The organism is Nocardia sp. NPDC049149 (assembly GCF_043197455.1).
Lineage (GTDB): Bacteria > Actinomycetota > Actinomycetes > Mycobacteriales > Mycobacteriaceae > Nocardia.
In genome coordinates this window covers 333246-348908 of sequence record NZ_JBICTD010000010.1, presented here as the reverse complement: position 1 = coordinate 348908, position 15663 = coordinate 333246, and the positions used below count along the sequence as shown (strand labels likewise).

General features: G+C 66.7%; 14 protein-coding genes. 5 read left to right on the top strand and 9 right to left on the bottom strand.

Annotation, left to right across the window (positions count from 1 at the left end; genetic code table 11):
* Positions 1 to 67: 67 nt before the first annotated feature.
* Entirely contained in the window at positions 68 to 1393 is a 1326-nt protein-coding gene (locus ACGFNJ_RS35075) for a precorrin-3B synthase (RefSeq protein ID WP_393458413.1), read from the bottom strand.
* Positions 1394 to 2289: 896 nt separating this feature from the next.
* On the opposite strand from ACGFNJ_RS35075, the gene ACGFNJ_RS35070 reads away from it, so the two are divergent.
* The 3 genes from ACGFNJ_RS35070 (at position 2290) to ACGFNJ_RS35060 (ending at position 7338) form a co-directional block, all read left to right on the top strand.
* The gene (locus tag ACGFNJ_RS35070) at positions 2290 to 2730 is read left to right on the top strand and encodes a nuclear transport factor 2 family protein (protein ID WP_393458410.1); all 441 of its coding nucleotides are present in this window, start codon (positions 2290 to 2292) and stop codon (positions 2728 to 2730) included.
* Positions 2731 to 2948: 218 nt separating this feature from the next.
* Positions 2949 to 6632 (top strand): cobaltochelatase subunit CobN, encoded by a 3684-nt coding sequence (gene cobN, locus ACGFNJ_RS35065; RefSeq protein ID WP_393458407.1) that lies wholly within the window; start codon positions 2949 to 2951, stop codon positions 6630 to 6632.
* A gap of 103 nt (positions 6633 to 6735) precedes the next feature.
* The gene (locus ACGFNJ_RS35060) at positions 6736 to 7338 is read left to right on the top strand and encodes a hypothetical protein (protein ID WP_393458404.1); all 603 of its coding nucleotides are present in this window, start codon (positions 6736 to 6738) and stop codon (positions 7336 to 7338) included.
* Between the two features lie 121 nt (positions 7339 to 7459).
* Here ACGFNJ_RS35060 and ACGFNJ_RS35055 read toward each other — a convergent pair whose 3' ends face one another.
* The 5 genes from ACGFNJ_RS35055 to ACGFNJ_RS35035 form a co-directional block, all read right to left on the bottom strand.
* Positions 7460 to 8419 carry a helix-turn-helix transcriptional regulator gene (locus ACGFNJ_RS35055; RefSeq protein WP_393458401.1) on the bottom strand — a complete coding sequence of 320 codons (960 nt, stop codon included), beginning with the start codon at positions 8417 to 8419 and terminating at the stop codon, positions 7460 to 7462.
* Positions 8420 to 8470: 51 nt separating this feature from the next.
* Positions 8471 to 8749, bottom strand: a complete 279-nt coding sequence (locus tag ACGFNJ_RS35050; protein ID WP_069162571.1) for a hypothetical protein — start codon at positions 8747 to 8749, stop codon at positions 8471 to 8473.
* A 287-nt stretch (positions 8750 to 9036) separates the two neighbouring features.
* The gene (locus ACGFNJ_RS35045) at positions 9037 to 9681 is read right to left on the bottom strand and encodes a formylglycine-generating enzyme family protein (RefSeq protein ID WP_393458398.1); all 645 of its coding nucleotides are present in this window, start codon (positions 9679 to 9681) and stop codon (positions 9037 to 9039) included.
* 2 nt (positions 9682 to 9683) lie between these two features.
* Positions 9684 to 10169, bottom strand: coding sequence for a GtrA family protein (locus ACGFNJ_RS35040; RefSeq protein ID WP_393458498.1), 486 nt, complete (start codon positions 10167 to 10169; stop codon positions 9684 to 9686).
* Positions 10170 to 10746: 577 nt separating this feature from the next.
* A complete protein-coding gene (locus ACGFNJ_RS35035; protein ID WP_393458395.1) occupies positions 10747 to 11226 on the bottom strand; it encodes a GNAT family N-acetyltransferase in 480 nt (159 codons plus the stop codon).
* Between the two features lie 254 nt (positions 11227 to 11480).
* Between ACGFNJ_RS35035 and ACGFNJ_RS35030 the strand changes: the two genes are divergently transcribed.
* Together ACGFNJ_RS35030 and ACGFNJ_RS35025 are read left to right on the top strand one after the other, a co-directional pair.
* Positions 11481 to 12284 carry an NAD(P)-binding domain-containing protein gene (locus ACGFNJ_RS35030; protein ID WP_393458392.1) on the top strand — a complete coding sequence of 268 codons (804 nt, stop codon included), beginning with the start codon at positions 11481 to 11483 and terminating at the stop codon, positions 12282 to 12284.
* Positions 12285 to 12346: 62 nt separating this feature from the next.
* The gene (locus ACGFNJ_RS35025) at positions 12347 to 12823 is read left to right on the top strand and encodes a hypothetical protein (RefSeq protein WP_393458389.1); all 477 of its coding nucleotides are present in this window, start codon (positions 12347 to 12349) and stop codon (positions 12821 to 12823) included.
* Between the two features lie 135 nt (positions 12824 to 12958).
* Here the strand turns inward: ACGFNJ_RS35025 and ACGFNJ_RS35020 are convergent, their stop codons facing one another.
* From ACGFNJ_RS35020 to ACGFNJ_RS35010, 3 genes are all read right to left on the bottom strand, one after another.
* Entirely contained in the window at positions 12959 to 13498 is a 540-nt protein-coding gene (locus tag ACGFNJ_RS35020; RefSeq protein WP_393458386.1) for a GNAT family N-acetyltransferase, read from the bottom strand.
* A 161-nt stretch (positions 13499 to 13659) separates the two neighbouring features.
* A complete protein-coding gene (locus ACGFNJ_RS35015; protein ID WP_393458383.1) occupies positions 13660 to 14172 on the bottom strand; it encodes a nitroreductase/quinone reductase family protein in 513 nt (170 codons plus the stop codon).
* A 366-nt stretch (positions 14173 to 14538) separates the two neighbouring features.
* Entirely contained in the window at positions 14539 to 15300 is a 762-nt protein-coding gene (locus ACGFNJ_RS35010; RefSeq protein ID WP_393458380.1) for a hypothetical protein, read from the bottom strand.
* Positions 15301 to 15663: the final 363 nt, after the last annotated feature.

Sequence of the window (15663 nt, the reverse complement as noted above, 5' to 3'; positions counted from 1 at the left end):
TGGGAACTGGTGGCGGACCGATCTCGGGCGCGATGCCGCCACCAGTTCCCACTCGGCAGGATGATGTCTAGGTGATGCGGTAGTTGGTGGGGTCGATGGCGACGATGTCGGTGACTTGACCGCGGGGGCGGCCGCAGCGGCGGTCGCAGCCGGACCAGTGTTGGCGGCCTGCGACGGTTACGTCGGTCACGAGGACAAGTTGGTGCGCAAGGGGGGTCGGTTCCGGTGGGCGGGTGTTGCCCAATTCGGTGGTTGGTGTTGGAACCTCTTGGTGTGTTGAGGGATTCGTGTTCGGGGGGAGGGTGTTCGTTTCGGCGGTGCCGGTCGCCGGGACATTGTGGTGCGCAGGGGGATCCGGGTTTGGTGGGAGGACGCGGCCGGAGTCGACGGCGGCCGCTGCGTCGGCGCGGACGTCGGTGTGGGATTTTGCGCAGCCTGGGCGGCCTGCGCAGGCGCTGACCTGGAGCCAGGGGGAGTTGGCGTCGAAGATGAGGCCCATCGGGGCGAGGACTCGGACGACCTGTTCGGCGGTCCATTCGTCCAGGTCGGCGATGATCAGGCTGCGCCAGGGGGTGATCAGGACGGGGCGTTCGGCGGCGGCGATGAATTCGGCGGTGCGGGCGGGGAGCGTGCCGAGGCGCACGCCTGCGCCGAGGCTGACCAGTCCGTTGTCCTGATCCAGCCAGCCGATCGGAATATCGTGGGCCGCACCGAGTTCCAGGCGATCTGCGCCGCGGGTCAGGCCGAGGAGTTCGGCGACTCGCTCGGCGCCGTCGGTGATGTCGTGCAGCCGCCACTGCCCGGGATCGTCGCCGCGCAGATCGAGGAAACCGTGCGCGGCGGCGAGCATGATGTCCACCGCGTCGGCGGTCGAGATCCGGATCCCGGTGTCCTGCCCGGCGAGCAACAGCGCGAATTCGTCTGCGCCCGTGGCATGTACGCCGATATCGCCGCCGAGCACGCTGACATCGCCGCGTCCGTCGTCGAGGGTGAACAGCACGCGCCCCGGCAACTCGGCCAACCGTGGTGCGCTCACCAGACCCGCGTCGAGAGCCGGAACGAGCGGGTGCACATCCGCCACTCCGCCGATCCGACCGGCCAGCGGCGACGCAACGATATTGCGCACCCGCTCATGACTGTGGCTCGGCAACAACCCGGCCGCCTCGAGCCGCCCGGTCAGCTCGCCCGCATCCCGAACCTGCCGCAGCTGAACATTCCCCCGCGACGTCAACTCGATGTTCCCGTCCGCGAGATCCCGCGCCGCCTCCGCCAGCGCCTGCAACTGCGCAGCCGCCACCCGTCCGCCAGGCACCCGAATCCGCGCCAGCGGCCCATCGGCCGCCTGATGCAGCCGCAGCACACCGGGACAGGAGTCCGGAACACGTCGAGTCATAGACCCTCAGCCTACGTACCCAACCCAACCCACCATCCAGCGAGCCGCCGCCCTCGAACCGGCGGCCGACGCACTCAACTCCTGGACCATGCGTCGCTCATCGAATCCCCGCGCCGAGTCCACCCGGGCGAGTCGTCGGTTCTCGAGATCCGCACTCGTTCTGTGGATTCGCACTGGCTGTGGGCGCCCGGAACGGGTGCGGATCCACGGAAGTGGTGCGGACTGTCGGAAGTGGTGCGGATCCACGGTCAGGGCATCACTGTGCCGCCGCGCCGCAAGCCTCCTCGGTCGGGTTCGGTTGGGCCAGGGCGGCTTGCCCTCCCGGGGCGAGTTGTCGGTTGTCGAGATCCGCACTCGTTCCGTCGATCCGCACTGGCTGCGGGCGTCCGGAACCGGTGCGGACCCAGAGAAGTGGTGCGGATCGTTGGAAGGGCGCGGACCTGGGAAGGGGCGGACCTGGGAAGGATGCGATCCACGGAGGGGTGCGGACTGTCGGAAGTGGTGCGGATCCACGGTCAGGGCATCACTGTGCCGCCGCGCCGCAAGCCTCCTCGGTCGGGTTCCGTTGGGCCAGGGCGGCTTGCCCTCCCGGGGCGAGTTGTCGGTTCTTGAGATCCGCACTCGTTCTGTCGATCCGCACTGGCTGCGGGCGTCCGGAACGGATGCGGATCCGCAGAAGAGGTGCGAACTGTCGGAGTCGGGGCGATCCATGGGAGGAGCGCGTGCACTTGGAGGGGTGCGATCCGTAGAGGGCCGCGGGCCATTGGCAGGGGGTGCGGCGTGGAAGGCCGCGTGCACTTGGAGGGGGTGCGGATCGCCGGAGGGGGTGCGGACGATGGGAGGGATGCGGGCCTTGGAGGGTGCGCGGGTGGGGTGGTGGGTGGTTAGGGTGGGCTATGGTTGAAAACTCTTCTGTGGCTGACCGACTCGCGATCATCGAGGTGGTTACTCGGATGTTTGTGTATACCGATCAGCGGCGTTGGAGCGAGTTGGTGGGCGAGGTGTTCACCGCGAAGGTGGATTTCGATGGTGGGTTCGGTGACGGGGTCAGCGAACGGAACGCGGTCGATGTCGTCGAGGGTTGGCGGGAGGGGCTGGCCGACCTGGACGCGATTCATCACCAGTCGGGGAATCATCTGATCGACCTGCAAGGGGACGCGGCGACCGTGCACGCCGATTCGATCGCGGTGCATGTCAAGAATTCGGCGAGCAACGGGCACACGCGGCGGTTCGTCGGCAGCTACGACCTCGGCACCGTGCGGACTCCGGAAGGGTGGCGGGTCAACCGGTTCCACTACCACCTGAAGGTCATCGACGGGAACGTCGACCTGACGTAGGCGACGCGACAGACGCGGTGACGAGCGGGTGTCGGCCCGCGCGGTAGCATCCCATGGCTCGGCGGGTTACGAGGAAACCGGTGGAAATCCGGAGCGGTCGCGCCACTGTGAAAGCCAGACCCTCTGTGCTAACCCACCCCGCCGGCTCCGCTGGCTGCCGACCCCGGTGGCGAGCAGCAACCCCCGATGGGCGCGTAACCCGAGGAAGGCCGTCACCTGTGATTGTGCTGCTGTCCACGTCCGACACTGATCTTTTGAGTGCGCGCGCCAGTGGCGCGGAGTATCGGTGGGGCAATCCCGCTCGGCTGCTCGTCGATGATCTGCCCGCACTGCTCGACGACGCCGATTTGGTGATCGTGCGCATCCTCGGCGGCAAGCGCGCGTGGGAGGACGGTCTCGACGCGGTGCGCGCCAGCGGCGTGCCGCTCGTCGCGCTCGGCGGCGAGATCGCGCCGGACGCCGAGCTGATGGAATGCTCGACGGTGCCCGGCGGTGTCGCTGCCGATGCGCACAACTATTTGGCGGCGGGCGGGGCGGAGAACCTGCGGCAGCTGCACAACTTCCTGTCGGACACGGTGCTGCTCACGGGGCACGGCTTCGAGCCGCCGGTGCAGCTGCCGAGTTGGGGTGCGCTGGAACGGGTTTCCGCCGAGATCGATGCGCCTGCCGTGCCGACCGTTGCGGTGATCTATTACCGCGCGCAGCATCTCGCCGGGAACACCGGCTACATCGAGGGGCTTTGTCAGGCGATCGAGGCAGCGGGAGCGCGCCCGTTGCCGTTGTACTGTGCGTCGCTGCGTACCGCTGAGCCCGAGTTGCTCGCGACGCTGCGGCAGGCGGACGCACTGGTGGTGACCGTGCTTGCCGCGGGCGGCACCAAGCCTGCCACGGCTTCGGCGGGCGGGGAGGACGAGGCGTGGGATGTCGGCGCCCTCGCCGACCTGGATGTGCCTATCCTGCAAGGCCTCTGCCTGACCAGCGGTCGCGAACAGTGGGCGGCCAACGACGACGGCCTGTCCCCGTTGGATGTCGCCACGCAGGTCGCGGTGCCGGAGTTCGACGGGCGAATCATCACGGTCCCGTTCTCGTTCAAGGAGTTCGACGCCGACGGGCTGTCGACGTACGTGCCCGACGCTGAGCGCGCGGCCAGGGTCGCGGGCATCGCGGTGCGTTATGCGCGCCTGCGGCACATCCCCAACGAGCGCAAGCGGATCGCGCTCATGCTGTCCGCGTACCCGACCAAGCATGCGCGCATCGGCAACGCGGTCGGCCTGGACACCCCGGCCAGCGCCATCCGCCTGCTCACCGAAATGCGCAGCGCTGGTTACGATCTCGGCGCACCGGGGGAGATTCCCGGCCTCGACGAGCAAGACGGCGACAAGCTCATCCATGCGCTGATCGCGGCAGGTGGCCAGGATCCGGACTGGCTGACCGCGGAACAGTTGGAGGGCAACCCGATTCGGATCAGCGCCGCCACCTACACGAGCTGGTTCGAGACGTTGCCCGACGATCTGCGGGAAGCGATTGTCGAGGCGTGGGGCCCGCCGCCCGGTGAACTCTATGTCGACCGTTCCGCCGACCCGAATGGCGAGATCGTCATCGCGGCACTGCGTTTCGGCAATGTCGTGCTGATGGTGCAGCCGCCACGCGGATTCGGTGAGAACCCGGTCGCCATCTACCACGACCCTGATCTGCCGCCGAGCCACCATTACCTGGCGGCCTACCGATGGCTCTCGGAGCATTCAACCGACGAGCACAGTGCCCCAGCGGGTTTCGGTGCCGACGCGATGGTGCACCTCGGCAAGCACGGCAACCTGGAGTGGCTGCCCGGCAAGACTCTCGGCATGTCCGCCTCGTGCGGCACCGACGCCGCCCTCGGCGATCTGCCGCTCATCTACCCGTTCCTGGTCAACGACCCGGGCGAAGGTACGCAAGCGAAGCGCCGCGCACACGCGACCCTGGTCGACCATCTGATCCCGCCGATGGCGCGCGCCGAAAGCTACGGCGACATCTCCCGTTTGGAGCAACTGCTCGACGAGCACGCGAACATCTCCACCCTCGACCCGGCGAAGCTGCCCGCCATCCGCCAGCAGATCTGGACGTTGATGCGCGCGGCGAAGATGGACCACGACCTCGGCCTCGCCGAGCGCCCGGAGGAGGACGTCTTCGACGACATGCTGCTGCACGTCGACGGCTGGCTGTGCGAGATCAAGGACGTGCAGATCCGCGACGGCCTGCACATCCTCGGCCAGGCGCCGGCGGGGGAGAACGAGGTCGACCTGGTGCTCGCCATGCTGCGTGCCCGTCAGCTGTGGGGTGGCGAGCGGAATGTGCCCGGTCTGCGGGAAGCGTTGGGGCTGGACGAGTCCGGCACCGAAGCCCGTGAGCGGGTGGACACGGTGGAGCACCAGGCCCGTGGTCTGGTCGCCGCGCTGCAGGCCGCCGAGTGGTCCGCCGACGCGGTCGATCGACTGGTTGACGAGTTCGCGGATACTCTCGCCGGAGCCGGAGCCGGAGCCGGAGCCGGAGCCGGAGCCGGAGCCGACACCGACTCCCGTTTCCCCGCAGTCCGTTCGGTCCTCCGCTTCGCCGCCACCGAGGTCGTCCCCCGCCTCCGCCAGACCGGCGTCGAGGTCGACCGGGTCCTGCACGCGCTCAACGGCGGCTTCATCCCCGCAGGCCCCAGCGGTTCCCCGCTGCGCGGCCTGATCAACGTCCTGCCGACCGGCCGCAACTTCTACTCCGTCGACCCGAAAGCCGTCCCGTCCCGGCTGGCGTGGGAAACCGGTCAGGCGATGGCGGATTCGCTGCTGGCCCGCTACCTGGCCGACCACGGCGAGTACCCGCGCTCGGTCGGCCTGTCGGTGTGGGGCACCTCGGCGATGCGCACCTCCGGTGACGACATCGCCGAAGTCTTTGCGCTGCTCGGTGTTCGACCGGTGTGGGACGAGGCAAGCCGTCGGGTGACCACTCTCGAGGTGATCTCGCTCGACGAATTGGCCAGGCCGCGTATCGATGTGACGGTCCGCATCAGCGGCTTCTTCCGCGACGCGTTCCCGCATGTGCTCGCGCTGCTCGACGACGCGGTGCGGCTGGTCGCCGAGCTGGACGAGCCCGCCGAGTCGAACTACGTTCGCGCGCATGCCGACGCCGATCTCGCCGAGCACGGTGATGCCCGCCGCGCGACCACCCGGATCTTCGGTTCCAAACCGGGCACCTATGGCGCGGGCCTGCTCCAGCTGATCGATTCGAAGAGCTGGCGCACCGACGACGATCTCGCGCAGGTCTATACGACCTGGGGCGGCTACGCCTACGGTCGCGACCTCGACGGCGCCCCCGCCGCCGACGACATGCGCACCGCCTACCGTCGAATCGCGGTGGCCGCCAAGAACACCGACACCCGCGAACACGATATCGCCGACTCCGACGACTACTTCCAGTTCCACGGCGGCATGGTCGCCACGGTGCGGGCGCTGACCGGCAAGAACCCGGAGGCCTACATCGGTGACAGCACCCGCCCCGACGCGGTGCGGACCCGCACGCTGTCCGAGGAGACCTCCCGGGTCTTCCGTGCCCGCGTGGTGAACCCGCGCTGGCTGGAGGCGATGCGCAGGCACGGCTACAAGGGCGCGTTCGAGATGGCCGCCACCGTCGACTACCTGTTCGGCTACGACGCCACCACCAACGTGGTCGCCGACTGGATGTACGAGAAGCTCGCGGAGAGCTACGTTTTCGATGACGTGAACCGCAAGTTCATGGAGCAGTCCAACCCGTGGGCCTTGCACGGCATTGCCGAGCGGCTGCTGGAGGCCGCCGAGCGGGAGCTGTGGGAGCATCCGGAGCAGGCGACGCTGGATCGGTTGCGGCAGGTCTATCTGGAGACCGAAGGGGAATTGGAATAGCGGGAATGGCAACCCCCCAATTCTTGGGGGAATTCGAAAAATATGATCTTGCAAGGTAATTCAAACTGCTGGTTGCTCTCGACACATCGCATGTCAAGGGCGCATGATCGATGGTGTTAGTGGCCGTTTTTCAGGGAAACGCCAATCGATTGGGCTAGATGGATTGGAAAGCCTTATGGGTATCAGGAAATTGGTAGCGGCAGCAGCGCTTACTATTGCCGCAACAGGGATCGCCGCTGCGACCGCACAGGGTCAGGCAGAGGTGGCCGAGGCCTCGTTCAACGGGGTCGACCAGGGCGTCGCTTACACGGCATCGGTCGCACCCGATCACTCGAGCGCGACCGTCACGCTGGCGTCCGGCAAGTTCGTGCTGACGCCTGATCAGGGCATTTCTGTGGTGGCGCCGGACGGATCGGTGGTTGCCACCGTGCCGACCACGGTGCAGTCCGTCTCGGGTCAGCAGGTGCAGGTCGCTCCCGAGGTGAATGCCGCAGCAACGAGTTTGACGCTGAAGCCGGTCGGTGCTGCCGTCCCGGAGCCCGGTGCGCCGCAGTTCATCGGTGACGCAGGTACCACCGTCGCCGGCGTGTTGATCGGCTGCGCCATCGGGTTCTTGATCGGACTGCTCTTCATCATTGTCGGCGCGATCTTCGGCTGCGTCATCGGCGGGATCATCGGCGGTATCGCAGGCGCGAACCAGCCCTAATAGGGCATCGCAATAGTAGTAGTAGCCCGGCCGCACTCGGGGTGGTTGTCCCGAGCGGCCGGGTTTCTCTTTGCGTCGAATTCCGGTGCATCGATGTTTCATTCGTGACGAACGTGGGAACTCATTCGCGCCCCGCCGCTCTGCGGAATCGCTCGGCGGTCGCTAGCAACTCGGCCGCGAGTTCGGGGTTGTCGAGCACCTCGAAATCGACATCGGCCAGACCGAGATACAGCGTGAGCAACTGCGGCGAATCCGAACCCACTTGAACCACACAGTGTTCCGGCCCGTCCGGCTCGACGGTCACGGCGGCAGGCATCTTCGCGCGAATCTCGCTCGCGGGCGCGGCCATTCGTACCTGCGCCCGGTAACGCCAGGTCGCGGAGCCGACTCCGCCCTGCACCCGCTCGGCGATGTCGGCCTCCGGCACCTCCCGGTGGGTAAACCGTGGTCCGTTCGGCGTTTTCGGCGTGATCCGGTCGACGCGGAAGGTCCGCCAGTCGTCGCGGGCGGGATCCCACGCGACCAGATACCAGTGGCCGCGCCAGTGCACCAGCCGATGCGGCTCCACGTCGCGCCGCGACGCAGTGCCGGAGTGGGTTTCGTAGTCGAAGCGCAGCCGCTCGCTGACGCGGATCGCACCGGCGATCGTCGTCAGTGTCGAGGCGTCGACGGTCGGCCTGCCGATGCCGGGCAGGTGCATGGTCGCGGAGGTGAGCGCCTCGACTCGGTGGCGAAGCCGGGCGGGCAGCACCTGCTGCAGCTTCACCAGTGCCCGCACCGAGGTCTCCTCGATTCCGGTGACCGCGCCGTTGGCCGCGGTGGCCAGGCCGACCGCGACCGCGACGGCCTCGTCGTCGTCGAGCAGCAGCGGTGGCAGCGCGGAGCCTGCGCCGAGCCGGTATCCGCCCGCGACGCCGGGGGTGGCGTGCACCGGGTAGCCGAGGGTCCGCAGCCGTTCGATGTCGGTGCGGACGGTTCTGGTCGACACCTCGAGTCGTTCCGCGAGCGCGGGCCCGGTCCAGTCGCGTGGCAACTGCAGCAATGACAGCAAGCGCAGCAGCCGTGCCGAGGTCTCCAACATTCCTCGATCATCCCAGTGATCGCGGAAAGCTTCCTTCCGCGATCGGCGCGGTCAGCCGACGACGGCGTTCATGATGGTCCCCGCGCTGGTGGCGACGACGCCGCCGATCATGGCTCCGGCGATCATCTTCGGCGAGTCGAGCGGGCCGCCCTGCCACTTCTCCCAGGCGAAGCGGCCACCGGCGTAGGTGATTCCGCAGACACCGGACAGCAGCACCAGCCAGGTGAGGTAGCGGACCATCTGCAGAATCTTGTCCGAGACGGGCGGAGCCTCCGGCGTCGGGTTGCCGAGTTGCGCGAGGAAAGCGTCGTGCACAGCGATGATGACCATGAATGCGCTCGCTTCGGGTAGATGCGCCACCGGGATCCGGCGGCACGGCATGTTGTCTGGGTGATAGCCATGCTTGTCCCGCACAGTATGTGGGGCGCCGTCGATTTCGTGCGGCGGACGAGAAAATCTGTCGGGAATGTCCGATCAGCGATGTGGGTGCGCGGTCGCGATCAGGTGCGCGAGGACAAAGGGAATCGCAACCGTTTCCAATCCATGCGGAACGTCCAGTACAGGATGGACATTCACCTCGGGCAGCGCAGAGACGATTGCGGGGATACCGACTCGGCTCAAGGCGTCAGGGAACGGGCGACGCGGAAACCGACGTCCTCCAGCTGCAAGGTCGGGTGACTGCGGCGGCGGACCGAAGCGCGGCAGCTCCAATGTTCATCGAACCAGCCGCCGCCACGCAGCACCCGATAGCTGCCGTAGACCTGGGCATCGTAGATGTCCCAGCACCAGTCCCACGCGTTGCCGAGCATGTCGTAGAGGCCGAACGCGTTCGGGCGTTTGCCGCCGACCTCGTGCATGCGTTCGGCGGAATTAGCGCGATACCAGGCGATTTCGTTGAGCTCGCCGTAGCGAGGGCCGGTGCTGCCCGCGCGGCAGGCGTGTTCCCATTCGGCTTCGGTCGGTAGTCGATAGCCGTCCGCCGCGGCGTCCCACGCGGCGTTCTCGTCGTCGAGGCGATACACCGGCGTCAGGCCCTCACGCACCGACAACGCATTGCAGAACCGCAGCGCGTCCCACCAGGAGACGCTCTCGACGGGTAGCCGGTCGCCGTGCGTTCGACTCGGCCGCAGCCCGGTGACCTGCGCGTAGTGCTCCTGGGTGACCTGATGCGCGGCGAGCTGGAAGGCGGCGACCTCGACCTGCCAGCTGCGCTGCATCCGCCGATCCGACAGCGTCACCTTCCCGGCCGGGATGGTCTGCACGACTACGCCCGGGTCTCGGAAACCTGGTGGTCAGCCATGTCGGGCTGGGCGGGTTGCGGGAACACGAACTTGCGCATCGCCCACCAGCGGAAGACGGTGGCGAGCAGCGTGCCGATGATGGTCGCGCTGACGAAGTCGGCGATGTTCTCCACCAGCACCGAAACGTGCGGGGTGCGCAGCTGGAACAGGTAGCTCGACACAGCAAGCGGCAGCTGGTTGATCACCATGCCGATGCCGGCCACCAGAAAGAACAGCGCCGCTTCGTGACGCCGCTCACGGCCGCCGCGTGCGGTGAACGCCCACTCCCGGTTCAGCACATAGGACACGACGGTCGCGATCAGCACCGCGACCACGTTCGCGGTCACCGGCTTCCCGTCCAACACCGTCCATTTCAACCCGAAGAACAGCACCAGCGTCGTCACGAACGCGATCGCTCCGACGGTCAGGAATTTCAACAGTTCCGCGTTCCGTACGAACACGGACAGCATCCGACTCGGGACACGTGCGGCGACGATCTGGGCCAAGAACATCGGGCCAGGCTAGCCGAGTGACGCAGGACAGTAACGAGCGGTGGTGTTGCTGCGCGGTGTGTTCTGTGCGTGGTGTCGGTGTCGATCTTCAGAACAGTTCGGGCACAACAGGTGAACGATGTTGCTATTTCGTTATCTGCGAGCATCTTTGACGGTTCGATTGCCGACGTTCGACACCGTCGTACCGCGCGTACAGATGCACGGGCGCGTGACCTCGCCGTCACCGTGTTCGCTCGGTGAGCCGAATGCGCACAAGTGTGAGAGCCTCATGTATCGAGGCCGGGGCCCAGAGGAAACCACTCGGACATCGGTCGGCACGACAGCGGGGCCTCAGTGACGAGCTGAGGCCCCCGCTGTGTTTTCGGGCTGAGGCAGTGAGCCGCACCACTATTCGGGGCCGGCTTGCGATGTAGGCCCGATCACATGCCGCGTTCGGAGAACTGATCCGGACGTGGATGGTCAGAGGCGGGGTGGTGCTTGTGCTGGGGCACAAAGGATCTGGTTGTTTGCGGCCGTTACCGCCCTGGCGCGCCGGTCAGTCCAGCGTGCGCATCATCTCGACCTCGACCAGTGTGGCGTCGCGCGGCATCGCCTCCTTCTGGCCGGTGCGGGCGAAGCCGTGGCGACGGTACAGCCGCTCGGCGGCGTCATTGCCATCCAGCACCCAGAGGGCGATGCGGTCGAAATGCTCGCTGCGGGCCCAGTCGAGGACGGCAAGCACGAGCGCGTCGCCGACACCCTTCCCGCGGGCCTCCGGCGCCACCCACATCGAATCGAGCGTCGGCACATTCGACCCCCTGGGGAGGGAGCCACCGCCCATGCCGACCGGAACGTCGTCGAGGAAGGCCATGAACTGCACCGCCTCCGCCAGCCTGCGTCGCCAGTCCGCCTCGGAACGCTGCGCTGCCTCGGCGTGCGTCACCAGTGCTGCATACGGCGCATCGAGCAACCCGGCCAGCTGGACGTCACGGTGCAGCTGCCAGTCGTCGCCGATCAGTCGTCGTGTGTTGATCACGGGTCCATGCTCGATCACCGCACCAGGGAGCGCAATCGGCGTTCCCCGGTGGCTGGTAGGGTCTCGGCTTGCTCCTGCGCCACCGCTGTGGCCGGAATGCATACGGGCGCTTGGCAGTTGGTCGTGTCCGGGTCATGGGGCGATGACGCTCCGGTGCGCCCGTCGGGGGAGGGCCTCGCCAACCATGATTGCCGACGTGCGGGCGCGGTCCTGACCGGCACTCGTGGGCACCAGTCCGAAGAGAAAGGCGAACCATGCAGCAACCGGCCAAGTCCGGGGTACCGCCCCGATCAGCGTCCGCCACCTACGGATTCATCGGTGTCGGTGCGATCACGACCGCCATCGTGGAGGGTCTGCACGTCGGTGCGCCGCCCACGGTTTTCCTCTCGCCACGCAATCAGCAAGTGGCGCAGGAGCTGGCCGACCGGTTCCCTGGCGTCCATGTCTGCGGCAGCAACCAAGAGGTGCTCGAGTGTGCCACCTCGATTGTCGTGGCCGTCCGCCCGCCGATCGCGCGAGCAGTGCTGACGGAGTTGAGCTTTCGACCTCAGCATGTGGTGATGAGCGCGATGGCGGGGATACCGTTGGACCGGCTGCGTGCCTGGTCCGCGCCCGCCCGCGAGGTCGTCCGATCCATCCCGCTGCCCTCGGCGTCTCGCGCGCGCAGCCTGACCGCGATGTACCCGGAGAACGCGACAGCCCGCGAATTGTTCACTCGGGTAGGCGATGTGCTCGTCCCCTCCGAAGAACCCGCCCTCGACGCGTTCAGTGCGGCGACCTCCACCTTCGCCGCGCACCTCGACTATCTCACCACCATCGCGACCTGGCTCACCGATCACGGCGTCGACCACAGCGCCGCCACCACCTACACCACCCACATCTTCGGCCAACTCGGCCAATCACTCCTGCAGCCGACCGACTCCCTGCCCACCCTCACCGAAAAACACATGACTCCAGGCGGAATCAACCTCCAACTTCTCACCGACCTCCGCCATGACGGTGTGCCCGACACCGTCCGCCGCGCCCTCGACCGCGTGCTCTCCCGCCTCCGCGACTGACCGCCGGAGCCGTGAAATCGGCTTGAAATCGGTTTGAGACGGCCGCTTCCTACCGTGACCGCATGAAGAATTCGATCATCGGCCGGCTTCTGGTGTCGGCCACCGCCGCAGTCGCGACCGTCGTGGGAGCCGCAGGCACCGCACAGGCGGAAGATCTCGTCGTCTTCGTCGGCGACTACCCGGGTATGGGTTCACCTGCGGATGTGGTGTGCCGCATAGGAATCACCGCGGTGCAGTGCTTTCCCATCGAACCCACCTACCCGGCGCCCGGCGAGAAGCCGTCCACGTGCCCCGGCCCCCGTGTCGCACTCACGCTCGCGCGATCGGGACCCGCCACCGCGAGCTGGCGATGTACAGGAGCGCTCGGCGGACCCAACGCCGTGCGTTGGCAGGTGGGACACTCCCAACAAATCGGCGTGTTCCGCTGCGCTGTCACCGGCACCGCAGCGGCACCGGCCGTGTTCTGCGCGCGAGATGACGGCAGTGGCAACGGATTCGAAGTGTCCCGCACGTCGTACCAACTCCGGGACGGTGCTTGAAAGCGGCAGTCCGTTCCGGCTGTGTGCCCGTGCGCCGTCGGCGCAAGGTGTGTCGCTGGTCGGCCAGACCTGCCGCGCCCGTTGGGCCTACCCACCGGCTACTGGCCGCAGCACGCGGATGTCAACTCCCGATGGTCAGTCGATCCAGTACCGCCGGATCGGCGTGCCGTCAGTCCACGGTTCCACCGATTCCAGTACGCCGCCGCAAGATTCGATGATCCGCCGCGATCCGACGTTGGTGTCGTCGCAGGTGATCAAGATCCGTTCGATACCGATTGCACGGGCGACAGTGATGCTCTGCCGCAGAATGGCCGTCCCGTAGCCGCGACCTCGGTGCTGAGCTAAGACGGCGTATCCGATGTGACCGCCACGGCGCCGCAGCGACTCGTTGAGGGTGTGCCTGATCGAGGCGCGCCCGACCACGCGGTCTTCGACTGTGGCGACCAGAAATTCGGCAGCGACGATCCCCGGGGGCAGGTTGATGCCGCGTCGGTAGTCCTCGAGTGCCGAAAGGTACTGTGCCCAAGTCATAGTCGGCGTCAATCCCAACGCGAACCCGAACCCGTCGTCGGCGGCCATCTCCTGATGGGCAGCGCGCACCACCCGCTCATCCGATTCCCGCAGCGGGCGCAGACGTATCAACTCGAGAGCACTCGATCCCGGCACAGAGGACATGCAAAAACCGTAGGCACCGAGGCAACCTCGCGTCGAGCCAATTGTCCACGCCCACCACCACACTGACCGATTCGGTGTAGTCGCTCCCACCTCGGCGGCATTCTGGTGCCGCTGTGCGGCCCCGTGCGCACCGTTGTCGGCGCGCCGGGCCGAGGGGAGGGTCAGCCCTCGCCGTGGAGGGTAAGCACGACCAGCGGGATGGGCCGGTCGATCTTGGACTGGAAGTCCGCCAGCAGTGGGTTGTTGGCCAGCACCCAGGCCGCGAACTCGTCGTAGTCCGCGCCTTCGAGCGTCTTCCCGGTCGCCTGGTAGCTCTTGTCCTGGAGTTCGATGGTGACCTGCGGATTCGCCTTGATGTTGTACCACCAGGCCGGGTACTTGTCATCGATGAACGAGCTCACGTACATGGTGTTGTCCCGGTACAGGGGTCCAAGGGGAGTCGTGTGCCGCTTGCCGCTCTTGGCTCCGGTGGTGGTGAGCAGGATGAGGTCCCCGCCCGCGTAAGCGCCGCCCACCTTGCCCGAGTTCTCCCTGAACTCCTTGATCACGTCATCGTTCCAGTTGGCAATACCGCCCTCCTGGTCCCAAGCCTGGTTCCACGGCGCGTTCGGATCGTTGTAGTCGGTGATGTCGGCCCGTTCCTGCTGTCCGGCAGTCGATTCGCTGTGGCTCATGATTCGAGTGTGTCGCAGGGATAGGACAGTTCGAGTCCTAACTCGGCGAGAGATCCAGACTTCAGTATCCCCCGCAGTGGATCGAAGACATTGGGGCAGTAGGGCGGACACAACGCAATCGGGCCGCTTTGGGTGCTGCCGGGGGCAGCCCGGTGTGTCGCATACTTGATCAGGCGCTATGTTCACGCATCGCTGCGCGAGCACGCGCCGTGGGAGGACGGCGGGATCGGGCATACCGCGGTCGAACGACTGCCGCGGTGGATCAAGTCGGCCAAGCATCGAACGGAGATTCTTCGCAAGATCGACCAGCTCCGCCGCGCGGCAATCGACGAATCCTGAAGGTACCCAAGACAATCGATATTCTGGTCACCGAGCCGATGGTGCGTCGCCCTCGTCGGGTCGGTGGAATTCGGCCGTGACTGTGCCGCCTTCGTAGAGCTCACCGCCGGAGTTCCAACCGTGTTGTGACATCAGGTCGACGAGAACGGTCCAGCGGTCGGGATCGATCTTTCCTGCGAAGCGGATGTGTCCGTAGCTGGACAGTGTTTCGAGGGTTCCCCATTCGACGCTGAGGTCGAGTTCGCCGAGGTGGCCGCGACGGACTTCCCAACCGGCCCGGCGAAACGCGGTGGCAACCTCACCCAGATGCGGGCCGATCTCGTCCTCGTACTGGTCGCCTGGTTCGGCGACGATTCCCATGTACACGTTGGGAACTCGCTCGAGGACCGCACTCAGCCAGTCGGGAGTATGCGCAGCGTCACGGGGAAACCACTCCATCTCCTTGGCGTAATGCTCCGGTATCGCTCTGAGCGAGGGCTCTTCGTCGTAGTCGAAATCAGCACGGAACGAACCGCTTTCGTCGACCTCGCACCGCACGGTGAACCATGTCCCGACCTCGGGCCGGTTCATGCCCTTCTTCAACTGCCAGCACAGGTCGGCCAGCCCCTCGGGATGGCGATGCGCGATGGGCTTTCCTCCGCCATCGACGACCGCGAACCCGGCCTGAGAGCCTCCGTCGCCCACCGAAGACCAGGTGAACACCCCGCGTGCCCCCTCGGGCAGTCCACCGCGCAACGCCCGCTCGATCTCGTCGAGTAGTTCTTCCTGTTGTTGGCTGGTGAGCGCCACCTCATACCCCGAATCCGACGTAAGTCTCCGTGCACGACCGACTCTAGCGTGGCCATGAATCGGGTCTGCGAGCTCACCTCAGGTGGTTTGCGGCATCACTGAATGTCGATGAGCGTGGGGCGACCGCGACTGGACGGTTGATCAGTGGGCATTGTTGGCGGAATCGGCCGAGAGGCCAGTTACCTCAGTGCCTCCTGATCGGCTGTCCAGCAACGTATCTCGGTGACGGCCAGCCACGCGGCGTTGCAACATGCCGGACGGCTAACCGGTTGAGGTGTGGCGCACTTCAGACCATAAGGCGGTGCTCGTCCACGCTGACTTCAGTTGGAACGGGTGGGCGTTAGGGGGCCCGAATAACGTGTG

Coding starts and splice junctions, on each gene's coding strand:
- ACGFNJ_RS35075 (WP_393458413.1), bottom strand. CDS start 1,393: ATGACTCGACGTGTTCCGGACTCCTGTCCCGGTGTGCTGCGGCTGCAT.
- ACGFNJ_RS35070 (WP_393458410.1), top strand. CDS start 2,290: ATGGTTGAAAACTCTTCTGTGGCTGACCGACTCGCGATCATCGAGGTG.
- ACGFNJ_RS35060 (WP_393458404.1), top strand. CDS start 6,736: ATGATCGATGGTGTTAGTGGCCGTTTTTCAGGGAAACGCCAATCGATT.
- ACGFNJ_RS35055 (WP_393458401.1), bottom strand. CDS start 8,419: ATGTTGGAGACCTCGGCACGGCTGCTGCGCTTGCTGTCATTGCTGCAG.
- ACGFNJ_RS35050 (WP_069162571.1), bottom strand. CDS start 8,749: ATGGTCATCATCGCTGTGCACGACGCTTTCCTCGCGCAACTCGGCAAC.
- ACGFNJ_RS35040 (WP_393458498.1), bottom strand. CDS start 10,169: ATGCTGTCCGTGTTCGTACGGAACGCGGAACTGTTGAAATTCCTGACC.
- ACGFNJ_RS35030 (WP_393458392.1), top strand. CDS start 11,481: ATGCAGCAACCGGCCAAGTCCGGGGTACCGCCCCGATCAGCGTCCGCC.
- ACGFNJ_RS35025 (WP_393458389.1), top strand. CDS start 12,347: ATGAAGAATTCGATCATCGGCCGGCTTCTGGTGTCGGCCACCGCCGCA.
- ACGFNJ_RS35020 (WP_393458386.1), bottom strand. CDS start 13,498: ATGTCCTCTGTGCCGGGATCGAGTGCTCTCGAGTTGATACGTCTGCGC.
- ACGFNJ_RS35015 (WP_393458383.1), bottom strand. CDS start 14,172: ATGAGCCACAGCGAATCGACTGCCGGACAGCAGGAACGGGCCGACATC.